At 35.0% G+C, this 20224-nt stretch carries 18 protein-coding genes; 3 read left to right on the top strand and 15 right to left on the bottom strand.

The annotated features are described in order from the left end of the window. Positions 1–4 precede the first annotated feature (4 nt). From OM075_RS11735 to OM075_RS11720, 4 genes are all read right to left on the bottom strand, one after another. Positions 5–1528 carry a lipopolysaccharide biosynthesis protein gene (locus OM075_RS11735; protein ID WP_301190709.1) on the bottom strand — a complete coding sequence of 508 codons (1524 nt, stop codon included), beginning with the start codon at positions 1526–1528 and terminating at the stop codon, positions 5–7. Between the two features lie 23 nt (positions 1529–1551). Then, positions 1552–2451, bottom strand: a complete 900-nt coding sequence (deoC, locus tag OM075_RS11730) for a deoxyribose-phosphate aldolase (protein WP_301190708.1) — start codon at positions 2449–2451, stop codon at positions 1552–1554. Next, positions 2451–2774 (bottom strand): nucleotide pyrophosphohydrolase, encoded by a 324-nt coding sequence (locus OM075_RS11725; protein WP_301190707.1) that lies wholly within the window; start codon positions 2772–2774, stop codon positions 2451–2453. Before OM075_RS11725 ends, deoC begins: the two co-directional genes overlap by 1 nt. A gap of 593 nt (positions 2775–3367) precedes the next feature. Beyond that, positions 3368–4993, bottom strand: a complete 1626-nt coding sequence (locus OM075_RS11720) for a methyl-accepting chemotaxis protein (RefSeq protein WP_301190706.1) — start codon at positions 4991–4993, stop codon at positions 3368–3370. Between the two features lie 661 nt (positions 4994–5654). Here OM075_RS11720 and OM075_RS11715 point away from each other — a divergent pair. The 3 genes from OM075_RS11715 (at position 5655) to OM075_RS11705 (ending at position 9350) form a co-directional block, all read left to right on the top strand. After that, positions 5655–7556, top strand: coding sequence for a S41 family peptidase (locus OM075_RS11715; protein WP_301190705.1), 1902 nt, complete (start codon positions 5655–5657; stop codon positions 7554–7556). A gap of 80 nt (positions 7557–7636) precedes the next feature. Then, positions 7637–8461, top strand: a complete 825-nt coding sequence (locus tag OM075_RS11710; RefSeq protein WP_301190704.1) for a hypothetical protein — start codon at positions 7637–7639, stop codon at positions 8459–8461. A gap of 40 nt (positions 8462–8501) precedes the next feature. Then, entirely contained in the window at positions 8502–9350 is an 849-nt protein-coding gene (locus OM075_RS11705) for a CPBP family intramembrane glutamic endopeptidase (protein ID WP_301190703.1), read from the top strand. Between the two features lie 50 nt (positions 9351–9400). Here the strand turns inward: OM075_RS11705 and cobK are convergent, their stop codons facing one another. From cobK to OM075_RS11650, 11 genes are all read right to left on the bottom strand, one after another. Further along, entirely contained in the window at positions 9401–10120 is a 720-nt protein-coding gene (gene cobK / locus OM075_RS11700; RefSeq protein ID WP_301190702.1) for a precorrin-6A reductase, read from the bottom strand. Next, the gene (cobJ, locus tag OM075_RS11695) at positions 10117–10851 is read right to left on the bottom strand and encodes a precorrin-3B C(17)-methyltransferase (RefSeq protein WP_301190701.1); all 735 of its coding nucleotides are present in this window, start codon (positions 10849–10851) and stop codon (positions 10117–10119) included. Before cobJ ends, cobK begins: the two co-directional genes overlap by 4 nt. 167 nt (positions 10852–11018) lie before the next feature. Further along, complete coding sequence (gene cbiG / locus OM075_RS11690) at positions 11019–12038, bottom strand: cobalt-precorrin 5A hydrolase (RefSeq protein ID WP_301190700.1); 1020 nt, start codon at positions 12036–12038, stop codon at positions 11019–11021. A 407-nt stretch (positions 12039–12445) separates the two neighbouring features. Then, complete coding sequence (cobM, locus tag OM075_RS11685; RefSeq protein WP_301190699.1) at positions 12446–13204, bottom strand: precorrin-4 C(11)-methyltransferase; 759 nt, start codon at positions 13202–13204, stop codon at positions 12446–12448. A 4-nt stretch (positions 13205–13208) separates the two neighbouring features. Then, on the bottom strand, positions 13209–13907 hold the full coding sequence (cobI, locus tag OM075_RS11680; RefSeq protein WP_301190698.1) for a precorrin-2 C(20)-methyltransferase: 699 nt from the start codon (positions 13905–13907) through the stop codon (positions 13209–13211). 5 nt (positions 13908–13912) lie between these two features. After that, on the bottom strand, positions 13913–14467 hold the full coding sequence (gene cbiT / locus OM075_RS11675) for a precorrin-6Y C5,15-methyltransferase (decarboxylating) subunit CbiT (protein ID WP_301190697.1): 555 nt from the start codon (positions 14465–14467) through the stop codon (positions 13913–13915). Positions 14468–14635: 168 nt separating this feature from the next. Further along, on the bottom strand, positions 14636–15271 hold the full coding sequence (gene cbiE / locus OM075_RS11670; RefSeq protein WP_301190696.1) for a precorrin-6y C5,15-methyltransferase (decarboxylating) subunit CbiE: 636 nt from the start codon (positions 15269–15271) through the stop codon (positions 14636–14638). Then, positions 15261–16370 (bottom strand): cobalt-precorrin-5B (C(1))-methyltransferase CbiD, encoded by a 1110-nt coding sequence (gene cbiD / locus OM075_RS11665; protein ID WP_301190695.1) that lies wholly within the window; start codon positions 16368–16370, stop codon positions 15261–15263. The genes cbiE and cbiD overlap by 11 nt, the downstream gene beginning before the upstream one ends. A gap of 701 nt (positions 16371–17071) precedes the next feature. Then, positions 17072–17716 carry a precorrin-8X methylmutase gene (locus tag OM075_RS11660; protein WP_301190694.1) on the bottom strand — a complete coding sequence of 215 codons (645 nt, stop codon included), beginning with the start codon at positions 17714–17716 and terminating at the stop codon, positions 17072–17074. Beyond that, the gene (locus OM075_RS11655) at positions 17695–19041 is read right to left on the bottom strand and encodes a cobyrinic acid a,c-diamide synthase CobB (protein WP_301190693.1); all 1347 of its coding nucleotides are present in this window, start codon (positions 19039–19041) and stop codon (positions 17695–17697) included. The genes OM075_RS11660 and OM075_RS11655 overlap by 22 nt, the downstream gene beginning before the upstream one ends. A gap of 5 nt (positions 19042–19046) precedes the next feature. Then, positions 19047–20063, bottom strand: a complete 1017-nt coding sequence (locus OM075_RS11650) for an ABC transporter ATP-binding protein (RefSeq protein ID WP_301190692.1) — start codon at positions 20061–20063, stop codon at positions 19047–19049. Positions 20064–20224 lie beyond the last annotated feature (161 nt).

Below are 20224 nucleotides of genomic sequence, written 5' to 3'. Positions count from 1 at the left end.
CTCATTAATCGTTTTTCTTGTTTTCTTTTAATGACTGCAGATTATTTTTAAGTTTTCTAATATTCCACCATTTTTCTGCAAATTGAAAAATACGTTGTTTCTCTTCCGGTAAAAGGAAGTTGCTATAATATAGAAAAACACCCCATACAATAGTAACAGCGATCTTAAAAACGAAGTTTAAAAACCAGATATTAAAGCTTACTAAATAGAATAAAGTAATAGTTAAAGTAAAGCTTAATAGGATTAATTTAATTCGCCTCCATTCAAAAGGTATATTTACATTTCTTAAAACAAAAACTAAAAGTACAACAGAAGAGAATACCTGCACAACACCTGTTGCATAAGCCGCACCTAAAGCATTGTATTCAGGAATCAGAATGTAGTTTAAATAAACATTCAAAACACCTGATAAAATGGACAAAACACCTATGATTCTTGTCTTCTTAATTTTATTAATAGGAAGTGTTAATATTTGTCTGATACCTCCAAATATTAGTCCTATAGTAAGTACAGGGACTATTACAGCAGATTGAGAATAGTCTTTGTTATTGGCAGAAAATACGAAAATAGCTTCATCAATAAAAACAATTAGCAACAAGCTAAAAAATGTAATCGCCAATAAAAAATAAGTAAACGACCTGCTATAAAACCGATCGTTGTTTTCATCATGAATGCCTTTGAAATAATTATGCATATAGGCATTCATAAAGGAATTAACGATTAGTAGGTTGACGATGTTTGATAGTTTGTGAGCCAGGGTGAAAGTACCCACAACTTTAAGGTTCGAAAATCGGTTTAAGAAGTACTTATCAGTAAAGTTAAAAGTAATATTTACCATGTTTCCCAGTGCCACCGGAAAGCCATAGACAAGCATCTCAATCAGAATTTTGTATTCAAATTTAAATTTGGTATTTCTAATGATTACAGGTATTACCAATATAAATTGTATGGCACCTGATAATATGTTGGCCCAAAATATACCTTCGATTCCTTGATGAAAGAATGCTAAAAAGATGAATACAAAGAGCACAAAACTTAATAGCTGAGCGATTTGAACAACGGAGTGTTGTTTGGCTTTGTGTTGTACCCTCAAGAGTAACATGGGAACTTCAGAAAACAACTTTATTAAATTCCCACTAATAAAAAGTATAATAAAATTGCTGTTAATCTGTGTTTTAAAGTAATATTCTGATAAGAAATCGAATGAGATGAATAATAGATAACTAAACAGAATACAAACGACCAGGTTAAACAAGTAGGTTGTAAAAAACAGGCTTTTCTTGTCTTTTGTGGATTCCTCGTCCCAATACCAACGTGTAAGTCCCAGTTTAATACCAAGGCCTGAGAAAACCTGAAAAACCTGAAATATAACCTCAAAAAGCGCATATAATCCAAATACTTCAACTGGTAAATACAACGAATAAATGGGCAAGAGCAAAACGCCGGAAAACTTTCCGGCAAAATTACCCAAACTATAAAAGAAAGATTGTATTACTGTTGATTTAAACCGACTGAATATATCGCTCATAAACAGATATTAATAAGTATCAATTAGAAGAATGTGATTGTTTCTGTGGCAGATTCTTCTAATTTCAAAATATCATTTAAAAGGTTGTTGGCTAAGCGACTCGCGCCAATTCTGAATAATTCTTTTTTAAGCCACTCTTCACCTAAAATATCTTTAACAATAGCATAATAGTTTATTGCCTCTGCAGTTTCTGAAATTCCACCGGCAGGTTTAAAACCAACTTTACGCTTGTTTTTTGCAGTAAAGGCTTTAATAGCCTGACACATCACATAAGCTGCTTCAAGCGTTGCAGCTACCGGAATTTTACCTGTACTGGTTTTAATAAAATCAGCTCCAGCATCCATAGCAATAATAGACGCATTCCAGATGAGTTCTGGTTCTTTTAAAGCTCCGGTTTCTAAAATCACTTTTAAGTGAGCATCACCACATGCTTCTTTTAATTGACGAATTTCTTCGTAAACGAACTCATAGTTGCCTTCTAAAAATTCGCCTACAGAAATAACTACATCAATTTCGTTTGCTCCAAAATCCACGGCTTTCTTTGTTTCAAGCACTTTTAAATCCAAGAAGGTTTGTGATGAAGGAAATCCGGCAGAAACCACGGCACGATTTACACCTTCAACCTTTAGATATTGTTTTAATACCGGAGCAAAAACAGGGAATACACATATTCCTCCAACAGAAGGTAGTGATGGATATTGTTTTTCGAATTCGTTAACTTTTTGAATAAATGCAGTTACAGAATCTGCAGAATCAGTTTCTTTTAAAGTGGTTAAGTCGATGCAGTTAAAAATACGCTTCAGAACATCAGCTTCACCAATTAATTCCTGATTAGCATTAATGATCTCATCTACTTTTGATTTCACTTCACTGAACTGAAATGGTACTTTATATTCCTCTAAAATATTTTCTGCTTCAATCATTATTGTAACTTTTTATTGTTAATGTGTCTTTTATGATCACGTTTTGTTTTCTTATCAAAATTATTTTGCAATGCTTCAGTCAGGTCAACTCCTGTTTGGTTTGCTAAACATATTAATACCCATAGCACATCAGCCATCTCATCAGCAAGGTTTTCTTTTTCACCCTCTTTAAAAGATTGCTCTCCATATTTGCGGGCTATTACTCTGGCCAATTCACCAACTTCTTCAGTCAGGATAGCCATGTTGGTTAGTTCGCTAAAATATTTAACACCAATGGTTTTAATCCAATGATCTACCTTTTCCTGCGCTTCTTCTATTGTCATTATACAGAGGCTTTATTTTTTAACTAAAATACAAATATGCTCATTTTTAAAATTAAATCTTAAAAAATACATGAGCCAATATGAATTAATTCTTAATCGTTTAGCCTAAAGTTTCAGAAAATGAAGAAGTAAATGAAAAAAATAAATCGACCAATTGGTCTATGAGTGTATTTTGTTGTACTTTTACCAAAACTTTTAGGATGCATATCAACAGGTAGTAATACCAGAGAAGTTGATAGTGTTATGGTAAAAGAAGGAATATAACGGCAATAAATGAAGTTTCAAATTTGAATATGTTTCTGTACCCTAATCCGGCATATAGCAATTAAATAATAATTGGTCATACCGGGAATTTGAAACTTCATTATTCGGCCTATTAGACAACTTGCAGTTGATGTAAGTGCTTTAAAATTTTGATGATACCTTGTGGTGATTGAGATTGAGGAGGGGGAGAGGCAGTAGTTAAAAAAGTGATTATTAATTAGGATTTTTTTACCCCATCAATAAAAACACTGAACAAAGAACGCTCCGGAATTACCGGAGATGTTTTTTGTTCATTGATTGTTTACTTCTGATTATTTAAAATCAGGTTATTAGTTTATCCTGAAGAATGAAATCTTTTCTTTTAAATCATTTGCAGCTTTAGAAAGCAGTTTGGCTCTGGCACTCATTCCTTCAGCAATGTTTGCATTTTCCTGTGTAGCCTCATTCAAACTCTGAATGGCATTGTTAATTTCATTACCGCTTAAACTTTGCTCCATACTTGAAGAAGCAATCTCGCTTAATAAAACTGATGTTTTCTCAATATCAGGAACCAACTCTGCAAGCTTGTCTTTAGTAACCGAAACTGTGTTAACTCCATCAGTAAATGAAGTTTTAATTTTATCGGCAGATACGCGGCTTAGTTCAGCAAGCTTACGCACTTCTCCGGCAACAACGGCAAAACCACTTCCTGCTTTTCCTGCTCTGGCAGCTTCAACAGAGGCATTTAGTGCTAAAATATTGGTTTGATTGGCAATATCTTCAATTACCTTTAATTCTTTACCAATATTAAGCATGGATGAAACAGCAGATTCAGAAGTAGAATTACCGTTCTTAATTTCAGCAACGGAAGTCTTGGAAATCTCTTCAGTACTTTTGGCATTGCTGTGATTTTGCTGTATGGATGCAGTCATTTCTTCCATCGATACTGAAATCTCTTCAACGGCGGCAGCCTGCTCTGATGAATGGTTGGCCAGTTTTTCAGACAGATCCGTAGTACGATTACTTTCCTCAATAAGCATGTTTGATGTTTTATTTAAAGCATCAATAACGTTTGTAAGGGAGTCAATCATGGCATTGGTATGAATACCCAATTCCGAAAACTCATCACTTCCTTTAATTTCAACCCTCTCGTTTAACTGGCCTTGAGTAATACGGTTATTGGCTTTTACAATAGTTTGTAGTTTACCATTGGTTCTTTTAATAAATAAAGAACTGATAATAATTGTAATTACAAAGATGATGGACATGATTACAATAATATTTGTAATGGCATGTTTAATATTGGCCTGAACTTCGTTGTTATTGGCATCAAGGCTCGATTTTAAGATAAAAATACCTTCAATATCTCCATCCTTATAATTCTCCATATCATAACCCAATATATCTTTATTATTGCCCCAGGGACTTGTGGAAGGCTTTCCGTGGCAGGTAAGACAACCATCTTTTTCAGATAAGCGAACCGGACGAATGACCCAAAGTTCATTAGTTTCCTTATTGACATAAGAAATATCCTCAATGGAAGCATCATCTTCAAACTTTTTAATAAATTCTTTCTCCTCGTCTGTAGCCAGGTTTCTTGGATTTCTGGCTCTATGAGAAGCCACTCTGAACGAATAGCTGTCTTTCTCTGCATTCATGGCACCAACTTCCATTGAAGCAAAAATAGGCACCATTTTTAAGATGTTACTTTTCTCTTTTTCGTTTAAAACACCATCAGGATGTTCTTCTTTTATTTCTTCAATTTCTTTATCAAGATCAAACTGAGTGGCTACATAAGTTCTGATCGCTTCCATTCTGGTTAAAATGGCTTTAGTTTTGCGTTCGAGTGTTTGCAAACCCTGATCTCTTAATTTGGAAGAAGATACCATTACAGCTGTTATGGTAGAAATAAGAAGAGGTATCACTATGATTAGAATGAGTTTACCTCTGAATTTTAAAATACCGTTATATTTCATAAGTTTAAATTTTCCTTTTCATTCCCTTATGTAACTCGCCATATTGTCATCCTAATGTGTGAGAAAAACTTCCTTATGGCTCGTTTCATAAGTTTAAATTTTGCTACTATAAAATAACTCTACCATTATTTTAAGCGCACTTTATGTGGTTACCCAATGTGTATTGAGTTTATATACCTTTGCATAATACGCTTTGCTATAATATTTTATTATGAATTAGGGATAGTTAATGTATTACAGAAAAACAACTCTGAAATACTTGAATGTTTAAACGATATTACCTAAAATTAGTTTCGCAAATAATATTAAAAGTATGTTAAACTATAAGGTGTTAGCGTATTGTAAACACATTATTACCGGGGGGTGGTAAGTAATAATCCCTAAAATTTTGCACGCAAATATAGGATAAACAATTGTATTATCAATAGTTAACAATTTTTTACTGTAAGAAAAGGGGGTTGAAGGTTTAAGAAATGATATTTTTTGTAACGATTAAAGTATTGTTATCTGAATGTTATTTTAAAAATATTATATACATTAGAGCGAAATATAAAATCATCGAGCTGTTTTATTGAATCATCCACATTACATCAATTGCAAACAAGCATATTATTGTGATGTGTGTATTTAACACAGACCTTAAAATACAACCAATTAAACTATGAAAATCCCGGAAAAAATTGGCATTGGCTTATGTGTTGTAGCATGTGTTATTATTGTAATAACTTACATTAATAACCTTACTAATTATAAAGAAACCATTCAATGGCGTAATAATACCAATTGTTTTACAATACCTTTTGAAACTGACCGTAATGGTCGTATTTTAATTAATACAACTGTAAATGAGCATACAGGTTTGTTTTTGTTCGATACAGGAGCAAACTATACTTGTGTTAATGAAAAATATGTTACTAGTGAAGATCTTTATGTAGGAAATCATGTAATTAGTGATGTAGATGGTGTTAAAAGTGAAGATGACTTTTATAAAATGAAGCATCTTGGGTTAGGGGCTGTTGAATTTTTGCATTGCAAAGTTACAGCAACCGACTCAACAACATGGAAACATCCCCTGGGTTGTTTTTATCTCCAGGACAGTATTTTGGGGATTATAGGAGATAACATTATTTCTAAATTTATTTGGGATTTTGATTTAAACAATAAACGTGTTACAGTATCAAGCGAGAATGATTATTGTAATTCATTGGCAGATACAATTGCGATACCACTGGAAAGAGTAAAAAAAAGTATGTATATCCCTATCGAAATCAACAACCAGGTAAAAAAGTTAATGCTTGATTTTGGATTTGCTGGCAGTTTACAAATAACAGATTCAATACTTTTTGAACAAAAATATTTTAAAAACAAAGAGTACTATGAACCCAGTTTTGGTTATTTAACGCATTTAGAAGATGAAATACATGCCTATAATTTTGATTTTGTTAATGTTAAATTAGGGAATCAGCATTTTGAGAAGATTAAATGTACTGAAAATTGCCAGAGTAATCTGGCAGGTATATCATTGGTGTGGTCGTTTGAGAGGGTTGTTTTAGATTATTTACATCAAAAGGTTTATTTTATTTCAAGAAGAAAAGATAAATCTTGCCCATACACTGCAGAAACGGTTAGTGAACAACAATATGCTTTTAAAAAGGATGTATTTACATCAAAACAATTTTTTGAGCAAACTTTTAATTTAGTGCAGAAACATTCTATTAAAAAAAATGAATTGAATTGGGATTCTATCAAAACATTGGTAACTGATTCTATACCTAAGTTTCGTTTTAATATAGATGCTTATAAAGCACTTGATTATACCGTAAAGTTGATGAATGACAGTAGTAGTCGGTTTTACTTTCCCAATGATTCAACTAATCCTATAGCTAATCATCAAGTTGAATTACCAATTATACCCAATAAAATGCTAGCGGAGGATATTGCCTATATAAAGGTACCTGATTTTACTGGTAATGACAGTTTGAATAACTTATTTGCCAATAGCATACGAAATTCACTATTACATCTTGACTCAAGTGCTGTTTTAAAAGGTTTGGTTGTTGATTTAAGAGAAAAATATTATGGCCCAATTTCTTCCGGAGTATTGGGACTTTCTCCGTTATTAAGAGATTCGCTAATAGGATTTATAGTAGATAATACAGACGAATATAAGCCTGTTTATTGTAGTAATGTACTTAGGTTTGGATCAGAAAAAGTGGATTCCTTGGGTAGTTATATCCCATTACAAAATAAAGATATTAAAGTAGCCATTTTGCAAAATCAGGAAAATGTAGGTTCTGTAGAATTTATTTTGTCAGCTTTAAGATTCCAAGGTGTTAATAGTAAGGTTTTTGGAGATGGAAAATATAGTCCAACTATTTTCTGTATGTCCTTTAGTTTTACTCAAACTGATGCAAACCTTCTTTTGGCATCATCCTATTTTTGTTCTTATAAAGGACAGGATATAAAAGAAGTGATAGAACCTGATGTGTTTTGTCCGGATTCTTTATCCTTGGACAGGGCTATAGATTGGATTAAAGAAGATCTCATAGCAAAAGGTAAATAGAAAAATATCTACAAGCGCATTACATGTGCCTGAATAAAAAAAATACAATTAAATAAATCTTAAAATCAAATTGTAATCACATGAAGAACATTTTTATTGCCTTTATGGCGTTAGTCTTAGTTTGTTGCAATACAGACAAAAACCTAGTTAATGTAAGTTTTAAAAAATTTGCAGCCAGAGATGACGGGAATTTATATGTTGAGGGAGAAACCAATCTTCCGGAAGGAACTAATTTGCTGGCAAAAATGCTAAAGGATAATGTACTATCATCACAGGATTCTACAGTAGTTGTTAAAAACAGGCGTTTTACAGCAGTATTTGCAAATGAAGAAAAGTTAACCAGTAACATGACGTTTCAGTTTATATGTTACGCCAATACTGACTGGCAGAGCACAGAAAATATACATACAATTAAGAACATGTCATCTGAGTATTGGATGAGTGACAGTTTGCTATTGATTAAAAATGATCCAGTTGATAGGCTTGATGGGAATTTGTATGATTTATATAAAGATGAATTTATAGGTTATGCAGTAATTTCAACAACATTAAATCACACATTAAAAGCACCCCAAAATTATACCCCAGTTGGTGAATTACAACCGCAATGGCGCGATATAACTGTAAATGGAAAGCGAAAAATTAGTGCAGATATTAAGTATAACCAAAGAGATGGAAATGAATTGTATGAAAATGACATGGCCTATTTTCAATCAAAAATTATTAAGGAAACTGAAGGTGTAGATGTAATTTGCCTGCAATGTTATGAGGAAGGAGCACAAAAGCCTTTTCAATCCAGAATTTTAGTAAACGACAATAAACTGGAGTTTACAGATGATTGTGGAAAAACGAAGTACAAAGTTAAAGGTGAGGGTATAATAAAAATTCAGTATAAATCAGAATAGTGTTTGTAAATCAGTTTTTGTTGTTTTAACGAATCAGACTATGGCTAAATATTTTATTGCAATAAAGGAAAAGCTTATCGCATTTTGGGGTAAAGAAGAAATTGAATTAAATTTCTGGCGAGCGCTTATTCTTATTCTTTGTGTCTTGGTAGTTTATATATTAGGTTTTGTTATTGCAGGGTATTTTTTTAAAAGTTACCTCAGGTCTAAGGCTTTCATTATTATTTCAGATTATTCTTATAGTTTACTTTATGTTTCAGCTATAGTTTTTTGTGCAAAAAAAACAAATATTCACCTCAAAGATTCATTGTTTATCCCGGATTTGTCAAGCATTCTTAAAATGGTAGTAATAATATTATTGGCTATAACAATTGTGTATACTCCTATTGTTGAAATCGGCAACTTCTTTGAATCTTTAATGAACGGTAAATTACGGATTGCTGGTACTACGCTTAGACCTTTGTTTCCTTGGCGCGATTTAAGGTTAGTAATAATAGGACCTATTATAGAAGAATTTTTTTTCAGAGGTATAGTTTTAAAGAATTTTCAAAGAAAATATTCTCCTGTGTATTCCATAATACTTTCAAGTTTATTATTTGCTGCATATCATTATTCGATTGACAAATTTATTTTTCTCACTTTTCTTGGAATTTTGTTTGCAATAATCTATTATAAAACCAATTCCTTGGTTTTAGTTTCTTTAGGTCATATGTTTTGGAATGCCCTAACATTTTTCCAATACGAATATCTTGAATTAGATGCAACGAATTGGATTGGGCATCTAGTAATTTATATAGCAGCTACAGTATGGTTAGTTTACCTTTTAAGGAAAGATTGGGAATTGGTAAAAATAGATTGGTTGTTGAAATCTGCAGATGACTCCCAATAAGATTAATTAAGAAGCAAATAAATAAAATATCAAACTGTGTATATCTGAGGCTAGCCAAATGCTTCAATATCCTGAATTATCTTAGGGTAATTGACTTTAGGTCGTCCTAAAATATGCACTTTGATGTTGCAAGCCTTTGCTGCATCCATTTTTTCTTCCATACCACCGGCTTCACCGGAATCTTTTGTCACCAGATGTTGTATGCCATATTCCTTTATTAAAGCAATATTGGTGTCGGTGGTAACTCTACCTTTCATGGCAAGTATTTGATGGGCTTTGAGGCCTGCATTTTCGCATAATAAGATGCTTTCCTGAACAGGTAATACTCTGGCAACAATACGGTCGTTTATATCACTAAAGAGCCCTACATTTTTTGAACCAATAGTAAGTAAGATATCACCTTTGGATTGTTTTAATGCTGAAACCATTTCTTCATAACTCTGGTAATACAGCGCATCTGGATAATGTTTTACCTTACGCTCAAAACGAACGTAAGGTATATTGTTATTTTGGCATACCTCAATGGCATTTTCAGATACAACCTGAGCAAAGGGATGACTGGCATCAATGATTTTTGAGATTGCATAATCCATAATCAGATGCTGCATTTCATCTTTATTCAATTGTTTCTGAATAACAGTCACACCTTTTTTTTGTGCCAATTGCGATCCATACGTTGTAGTGGTACTTACCAATATTTTACGATCTGATATTAGTAACTTTTCCACTATTTTGTTGGCATCACTTGTTCCTCCAATAACCCAAATCATATATGATATCCTCTTGTTGTAACCATTTTATTGTTCACTACGTTGGTTTGAGAGTTACCAATGATTACAGTGGTAAACATATCAATATCGCAGTTTTTTAAGTTGCCCAAAGTTGTAATCTGGGTTTCCTGAAGTTCGCGCATGGCATGTTTTACAATTCCAACCGGAGTTTCAGGTTTTTGGTATTCCAGTAAAATATCAATAGCTGTATCCAGGTGTTTTACACGCGTTTTACTTCTTGGGTTGTACAAACTAACCACAAAGTCACCGCTCCCTGCTGCATGAAGTCTTTTAATGATTACTTCCCATGGAGTAAGTAAGTCGCTTAAGCTGATGGTGGCAAAGTCGTTCATAAGTGGAGCTCCTAATAATGAAGCTGAAGCAATAGAAGCACTGATTCCGGGAATAACTTCCACCTCAATATCAGAGTTTTGGGCATCTACTATTTCAATCATAATACCAGCCATTCCATATATTCCGGCATCACCACTACTAATTAAGCTTACCGTTTTTCCGGTTTTAGCTAGTTCCAACACTTCCTCACAACGTGCTACTTCTTTTTTCATCCCTGAAGAAGCAAACTCTTTATCAGCTAAAAATGGTTTTACTAAATCGATGTATGTTTTATACCCGGCAATAACATCGCTACCTTGCATAGCAGCCATTGCTTTAGGCGTGATATGATCTTGCCCTCCAGGGCCCATTCCAACTACATATATTTTTCCGTTCATTATTTATTATTTTCTTTTTTTACTATAAAAAACTTATAAGGTACAAGTTGCAAACTTGCACCAGTGGATGACTGTTATGATGTAATAGAGGAGGTACGAGTTACAAACTCGCACCAGCAAACGTTATAAGCTTGCACCAGCAAACTATACAAATCATCACTTGCATATTAGCTTTTTTTAAAGGATTGCTCAAAAACAGAAAGTGTCATTCCATCTTTTTTCTTTTTTTTCAATAAAAATCTTCCATTTTTGTGTCCTGCGGTATAGGCAGCTGTTGTGCTTACAGAACCAACACCTACGGTTGATTTTACAAAGTCTGAGCCTTCAAACAAATGATCTACTTCCTGAAGCTGTTCTGCCGAATAAAAGGTGGTGTTACATTCCAACCTTAAAGCAGCATCTAAAATGGCTTTTTCATCAGATTTTACATCAATGGATGCTATGGCTTTTATGCTTTGTAAGTCGATGTTTAGTTCTTTCAGGTTTTCTATGATGAATTCCCATAACGAAATACTTCCGGTATCTTTTTTACAACCAATGCCCAATACGATATTTTGAGGAATCAGCTTTACAAACGGTTTGTTGGTATTAATCAACAGATGGTTTGAAACGATAACAGATCCACTTTCCTCGCCTTGTTTTATAGGCAAAATATCTTTGGGGAGGATATGATAAGGATCGTCTAAAACAACATTTTCGCCATTAACAATCATGGCTGTTATGGTGGTAGCATTTTTCATGGAGTCAATGATTAACCCATGTTGTTTGGCCAACATATCCACAGAGGGTAGATGGTTTACATCAGAAGCTGTTGTAATAACAGGATGTGCATTGATAGCTGCTGCAATTTTTAGAGTCAGTGCATTGGCACCACCTAAATGACCACTTAACAGACTAATTACATGTTGACCTCTGTCATCTATTACCACCACAGCAGGATCGCTTGTTTTGCTTTTGATCCAAGGAGCAATACTTCTGACCACAATACCTGAAGCCATGATAAAAACCAATGCCTCATATTTTTTAAACAAGGTTTCGCAAAAATCACCCAGTTTTCCTTCAATGGGTAGGAATTCTTCCTGTTCCCATTTGGCCAGGGTATAGCATGAGGTTTGTTCCAATTGTTTTGCTAGTCTGGAAGCCAATTGATTCCCCTGTTTGCTTATTGATATAATGGCTGTGTTCATGTTGTTTAAATTGTATTATAGATCAAAATACAAGTATTGCTAGTGTTAATTGTTTTAAATAAAAAGAATCTCTCTCAAGTGATTGTTGTTCCTACTTTTTTCTACAGTCAAAAAAGTAGGCAAAAAGTCCGCAGGCGGCACCACTCGCTTACCCATTTACATTTTGAAAATGAGACATAGAGAACTCGCTATCGCTCAAACAGCTCTCTGTCTTATCATTTTCTTCAATGAATGGGTCCCAAGCTACGTTGCTGAAGCCTGAGTTTTCGTAGGAGTAAGATTTTTTTTAGTTATTATACCTATACCATAAAAAATAGAAAAACTCTAATTCTTATATATTACTACTGTGTTCCTTTCTCCCTGTTCCTTTTTCCCTGTAACTCTTTAACCTTTTTTCCTTTCTCCTTTCAGGCTTCGCCTGACCCCTTTCTATACTCATGTGTAAAATGAGAAGCATATAGCAATGAGTTCTCAAATTGATCGCCTAAGAAATCACCCACTAAAATCATGGCAGTTTTGGTAATACCTGCTTCTTTTACTTTAGCAGCAATGGTATTTAATGTTCCTTTTACAATGATTTGATCGGGCCAGCTTGCTCTTTGTACTACAGCTATTGGAGTCGTTTCTGCATAATGAATCGTTAGTTTTTCAACCAGCTTATCAATCATACCTACAGTAAGGAAAATAGCCATTGAAGTTTTATGCGAAGCCAGTAATTCAATTTTCTCCAATTCCGGAACGGGAGTTCTGCCCTCCATACGCGTACAGATTACCGTTTGAGAGATTCCTGGTACTGTAAATTCTCTTTGTAATGCTGCTGCAGTAGCCACAAATGAACTAACACCCGGAATAACTGTATGTGGAATATTTAGCTTATCCAACTCTTCAATTTGTTCACGGATGGAACCGTAAATAGAAGGATCACCAGTATGAACACGGGCTACAGATTTTCCTTGCTCGTGAGCAGTCTTCATGGTATCAATGATCGACTCCAGATCCATAGTGGCACTATTATGAATTTGAGCTTCCGGTTTGTGATCTTCAATCACAGCTTTTGGAACAAGAGATCCTGCATAGATAATGACATCAGCCTGTTGAATTGCTTTTAATCCTTTTACTGTGATTAATTCCGGATCACCAGGACCGGCTCCAATAAATGTTATCATATTTTTAGTTTTTGTTTTTTTTAATAATGGCTGTTGAAAAATAAGGTACTTCCTCTTTTAAAACCTCAATGTTGTTATAAACCTGTTGCTTTTCTTTTCCGGCTTCAGTAATCATCACAAACTTGTATTGAGGATGACTGGTAAGGAAATCGTACAATTGAGCTTTATATCTGGAGATTTTCATGCATACCGTGGTATCAGATAATTCGAGCATACCGGAAGCATTTTTATCAAAAGAGCCAATCACGCTCAATTGATCATTATCCTTACATAATGGCAGATTTAACAAACTGCTAATGGCAGCAAAGGAATAAATACCAGGAATGGTTTCAACTTCAAAATCTGTATTCAGGTACTCCAGAATATAGCTGTAGGTACTGTATAGCATTGGATCGCCCAAGGTTAAAAAGGCAATATTTTTACCTTCGTTTAGATGCTTTTCAATGAGTTGAGCATTTTGTTTTCGGGCTTCAATGCGTACATGAACATCCTTCGACATGGGGAAGGTCATGTATTCGATACATGCATTGTCATCAATAAACTCCGAAACGATAGCTAAGGCTGTACTGGTTTGTTCTTTTGATTTGGGTACACAAATAATATCAGCTTTGCCAATAGCTTTTACTGCTTTGAGGGTTAATAAATCCGGATCGCCCGGACCAATACCAACGCCATATAATTTACCTTTGTTTTGTTTGTTCATTCTGTTTAAAACTTTGCAGTTAAAATAAAAATTGGGTTTTGAGCTGTCAGCATTGCCACCTTACGCGAAGTATCAATTTTATTTACACCAACCTGAATCAGCTCAAAATCAACTTCATTGTTTTTAAAATATTCATAGGCTTTAATCATGGTATCCAGAACGATGGCAGTTACCACCACAATGCTGTTTTTTTGTCCCTTTGTTTTTATAAGGTTCAAAATATCAGTCAGGTTTCCACCGCTTCCTCCTATGAAAAATTTATTACAAGAGCTTACTTCATCCATTCCTTGAGGAGCCTTGCTATGTACAACCGTCAGGTTATTAATCTGAAACTTTGCTATATTCTGATGTATCAAATCTACAGCTTCGTCTTTGTGTTCAATACCTATGACTTTTCCTTGCGTAAGAGCCAGAGCTGCTTCAATAGAAACAGAACCTGTTCCAGCACCAATATCCATCATATGATCGGTAGACTGAAGCTCCAGTTTACTCAAAACCAATGTTCTTATTTCTTCCTTTGTCATGGGAACATTCCCACGTATAAATGCTGAATCTTTCATTTTTTTAATTCCTCAATACATCAAATTCTATTTCCCAGGGCTAACACCCAGGGCTGTTTGATGCAGGCCCTTCAGGCCTATATTTAATTATGATCTACCAACCTAATAACCTAATGATCTATTTAACCTTTAACCCTTTAACCTTTTTTCCTTTTTCCTTTTTCCTTTCTACTTGTTCCTCTCTATAATTACACAACTTAGATCATAATCTTCATCTAGTTGTAAAGCTTCTTTAGCTGTGATGCTAATGATTTTTTCATCAGGGTAGGAGAGGTGAATGCCTATGTGATAGTTGTAATCACCATAACCTGCGTTTACTAATTGTTCTGCAATCCATTTCCAGTTTTGCTTTTTATCGGTAAGCAGAAAAACGGATTCATAGGTTTCAACCGCTTGTAAAAAATCTAATTCTTTGCCGTGTAAGGAGGCTTTTAAGGCATTTTCGTAGCCCAAACCTACCTTTGCATATAAATACTGATAGGAGCTTAATCCCGGGATTAAATCAATGGCAGCATCAGGTAATGCACTTTGAATATATCGACGTAAGGAATAAAATCCTGTATCGCCAGAAACCAGCACCACAATAGTTTTATTTTGCAAAGATTCCATCTTATCTTTTAATGCAGATAAGCTCCCTGTAAATACAAAACAATTCTTTTTATAGTCACTAAAAATTTCCAGATGGCGGCTTCCTCCAATCAGGATATCTGCATTTTCCACCTTTTTATAAACGATTGGTGCAATATAATCCGGATGTCCCGGACCAATACCGCAGATATATATATGGTTATGATTATTTTTCATGATGAATATGGTTAATGATGGATAAAGCCTCGCTGGTTGTGGCAAGTAAACCTGCTTTTTGCGATAGCAATACAATCTCTACTTCCAGATCTCCATGACAGTATAATTCAGCTCGTTTTTTCATGGTATTAGCCAGATAATTCCAGAATGCTGCATCTTTCACAAAAGAAATGGCTTCTTCAGTGGTGTTGGATTGCATGATCAGATCAAAGCCTTCTGCATCTTTACTAAATTTAAAATAGTGCGAAGCCATAATTTCATTGCGTGCATCAGCAATTCTGCTGTGGGTATGAAAGATGCCTCCTGCAATTTTTATGAGTTTACCCAAGTGACCTACAATAACCACTTTTTTAAAGTTTTGGATGATGGCTTGTTCGAGCATAAATCCAATGTAATTGGAAGTGAGCACTACCCATTCTTCGTTGATATTTAGATTCTCTTTTGAAAAAGAAGTACTGTAATTGCCTGGAGAGAAAATGGCTTCCTTAAATCCGTAGGCTTCAATTTGATTTAGCTTGACTACCAATGAATCTTTTAACGCCTCTTCCGACATTGGTTTTACAATTCCGGTAGTACCTAAAACGGATAAACCACCAACAATTCCCAGTTGTGGATTGAATGTTTTTTTAGCCAGCTTTTCTCCTTCAGGAATGCTTATTTCAACTGCTACACCTTTTCCTTTTGGAAGTACTTCTGCAATAGATTGCTTTATCATTTTTAAGGGAACCGGATTAATGGCTGGTTGACCCACTTCAACCGCCAGGCCTGGTTTTGTAACTCTGCCAATTCCTTTTCCTCCAATGATTTTAATATCATTTCCATCAATAAACTTTGCAGAAGCACAAATAGTTGCACCATGTGTAATATCCGGATCATCACCGGCATCTTTGATGGTGGCGCATTGGGTCTGGTTTTTATTGATGGAGCTGTCGTTGATTTCTAAAATAACCTCAGAACCAGATGGGAGTGTAATGGCAACATGTTTAATCATTTCCTGATTCACCAACATGTACACGGCAGCCTTGGCAACAGCAGAAGCACAGGTTCCTGTTGTTAATCCGTTTTTGAGTTCTTTATGTTCTGTTTCTTTAGAAATCATTTAATAAACTTCTTTTGCAATGTTAATTCTCTTAGGGCGATGCCCTCTGGTGTTCGAAAAGATATAATTAACTTTATTTATCTATTAATCCCAGAGGGATTACATGTTTATAGAAATACGTTATAAGCATAAATCGACTCCAGCGGAGTCGAACCGCAATCCCAATTTCTATGTACATGTGACTCCTCTGGAGTCAATTTATCTATTATATAACTATTCTATAAATATGTGATGCCTCTGGCATCATTTTAATAAATTGAATTCTCTTACATTCACTTTTTGGACACAATTGGGCGATGCCCCAAGTTGCGATATGTAAGGCTTTCAGCCTTTTGCTGTTTAGTTACATCGTCATTCATAATTATAAAACCATTTTCCCTTGTTTCCAGGGTACAACTCCCTTTATCCTTTTTTTATTTTTACGTCTCTAAATCAAAAGGCTGAAAGCCTTTAACATCACAGCAAGGGGCATCGCCCCTTGTAATTAGGTACCAAGTAAATCTCAGGCTGTAGGCCTGAAACAATTAATATAATAAATTGCCTTTTGTCGTTAGCTACAGTATCAATCTTAATTAAAAAACCACCTCCCCCTCGTTCCTCGGGTACTCCTCCTTTGGAAGGAGGAGAGTGTCGTAGCACATTTAACTCCTGCATTTTAGGAGGGGTGCAGAAGAAGGGTTGATATATAATGATTCTTTCCCTTAAATCTTACGATTAGTCATGTCGTACAACAATGCATTTAAAATGGCCACACCAACTGTGCTGCCACCTTTACGGCCACGAATAATCATGTATGGCAGACCGGATTCTTTAAGCATTTGTTTAGATTCAGCAGCACCAACAAAACCTACAGGAACACCAATTACCAAATCAGGCTTTATTTTGCCTTCTTTAGCTAATTCGCAGATGCGAACCAAAGCGGTAGGAGCGTTTCCAATCACAAATATTTTATAGGATTCGTCTTCTGAAGCCTTATCAATGCCACAGATTGAACGTGTAATACCCTTTTCTTTTGCTGTTTCAATCACATCAGGATGATGCACAAAACAATTGATTTCGCAACCCAGTTTTGATAAAGAGGGTTTGCTTACACCAGCTGTAATCATTGTGGTATCAGCATAAATATTGCATGATTGTGACAATGCCTTTTTAGCATTTTCAACGGCATCTGGATGTGCTTCAAATAAATGGCCGTACTCAAAGTCGGCTGTTGTATGAATCACCCTTTTTATAATGCGATCCAACTCTGCAGGAATATTTAAATGCGACAGTTCTGCTGAAATAATTTTCATACTGTCGTTTTCAATTCCCATTGGATTAAGGTTTATATAATTGCTCTTTTCCATAATTCTGTAATCTTTTCAAAAAACTTTAAGTCAGCGTAAAAATGCACGTGGGCATAGGCTCCCAGGCAGTTTTTATATTGCAAACCACATTGCCATTCCAGTTCCTTCTCCGTTTTTTTTAGCTGATATTTTAATTCGTAATTAACATCTGTTTGATTAGGAATAATCTGAGATCTGTGAAACTCATGGCAAGGTGTTGATTCATCTTCATATTGTGCAATGGCATAACCAAATCGTTGCAGTCGTTTGGTCATTTGCACCGAAGCTTCAAATACGCCCGTCATTTCATATTCATCCTGATCCTGAGTAATAATCTTTTCAGTCAGGTACATTAAACCACCACATTCTGCATAGGCAGGCATTCCATTATCAATCTTTTCTTTAATCTCTTTAAGCAAACTTTTGTTTTGCGACAATTCGTTGGCAAATACTTCAGGATATCCACCGCCCAAATAAAGGCAATTGCATTCCTCAGGTAACTGAGTATCCTCAATTGGGCTGAAGTAATGTAAGTTTGCACCTAATTCTTTAAGTATTTCCAGATTATCTTTATAATAAAAACGGAAAGCCTTATCGTATGCCACACCAATATGTATATCCGATAGATCAAGTTTTGGTAATTCAAATGAATCTTCACTGATCTCTTTATTGTCGGCAATACTCATCAATCTTCTAAAATCGATGGTCTGGTTAAAAGTCTCTTTTATTAACTCAATTTTGTGATCCAACTCGTCTACCTCTTCCGCCTGTATTAATCCCAGATGGCGACTTTCAAGCGCAAAATCTTTATTGGTGGGTATGTATCCGATACACTTTATGCCACATTCTTTTTCAATAATTGATTGAAGGAATTTAAAATGATCTTTACTTGAAACATGGTTCAAAATAACTCCACGTACTTTTGTATCCTCTTTATAATTGGCAAAACCTTTAATAATAGCAGCAACAGATTGGTATAGTCCTTTACAATTCACCACGAGAATAACCGGAATATCTAAAATACGGCTTAGTTCATAAGTGCTTCCCCTGGATTCATGTCCCATTCCGTCGTACATGCCCATTACGCCTTCTATAATAGATAAATCAGCATTGGCAGCATGTTTTCTATACAAATGCTTTATGGCAGATTCTGAAAGCATAAAGCTATCGAGGTTGTAAGATGGGACACCTAATACTTTACTGTGAAATAAAGGATCGATATAATCGGGACCAGTTTTAAAGGGTGTAATATTGTAATTTAACGACTTTAGTAAAGCCATCAATCCTATGGTGGCTGTGGTTTTTCCGCATCCGCTGTTTGTACCTGCTATAATAAATCCCTTCATGATATTTAGTTTAGATAGGTTAAAGTGTGTTCCACAATTTTTTCAACCGTAGTTTCTGATGCTACCATTTTACCTTCTTTGTGCAGGTTGAAATGGGCATTTCCTTTTTGAGGAATCTCCAACCAGATATCTTTTTGATCATTAGCCTGAGTTAATTTTATTCCTCTTCGGGCAAAAGCTCTGCGAAGGAGAACATACTCAAAACCATGTCCTTTTACTGCTAATTCTCTATCGTGCTTATGTTTTACTTTAAAAAGACCAGTTTTATTATCAAACTCAACGCCTCGTTCCACAAATAACTTTTCAAAAGCATTTTGAAGCAACAAATCTTCAGGAGTTCCAGTGATCAGAGGGCCTCCTTTAGGCAGCAACCAAAGTTTATCAGCCATTTGAATCGCCAAATCCAAATCATGAGTGGACATTAAAATAGACTTTGATGAGGTCATGGCAATTTCACGTAAAAGCTGAATGATTTCAACACGAGCCGGAAGATCTAAAAAGGCAGTGGGTTCATCCAGAATAATCAAAGGCGTATCCTGAGCCAAAGCTTTTGCAATAAAAACCTTTTGTTTCTCACCATCACTAAGGTTACTGAGTTGCTCGTTGGCTTTGTGTTTAATGCCACATTTTTCAATGGACTCAGCAACTACTTTTTTATCGTTTTTAGAAAGGCGCCCCATCAAATTGGTAAACGGACTACGGCCCAAACTGACCAACTCCTCAACTGTGGCGTTGGGAACATCAATACGATCCGTTAAAACCACCGCTGTGAGCAAAGCCATTTCTTTCTCTTTTATGGAGAACAGGTTTTTACCTAAAATGGTACCTTCACCTGAAATAGCAAGCTGAAAACCTGATAAGGTTCGAATCAACGTACTTTTTCCTGAACCATTTTCCCCAAGCAAACAAATCAGCTCGCCAGAACCAATTTCAGCATTCAAATGATCGCACACATGCAAATGTCCGTTCTTTCTTTTATAGCCAATGCTGAGTTCGTTAATATGTAAAATACTTTGCTTCACGGTTTTTCATTAATTTTTATCCTAAACCTTTAACATTTTTCCCAGTGCTTACACACTGGGCTATTATATTACGGACCTTCAGTCCGATAGATTTCTCGTGTTAGGCATAGCGTCTCGCTATGTCTTTTTTATTTAGGTCTCTGGCCTTATAAACTAAAATT

Origin of the sequence: Plebeiibacterium sediminum, assembly GCF_026013605.1 — a bacterium.
In the GTDB taxonomy this organism is placed as follows: domain Bacteria; phylum Bacteroidota; class Bacteroidia; order Bacteroidales; family Marinilabiliaceae; genus Saccharicrinis; species Saccharicrinis sediminus.
Note: the sequence above shows the minus strand (reverse complement) of the source record. Positions and strands in the feature narration are given on the sequence as shown.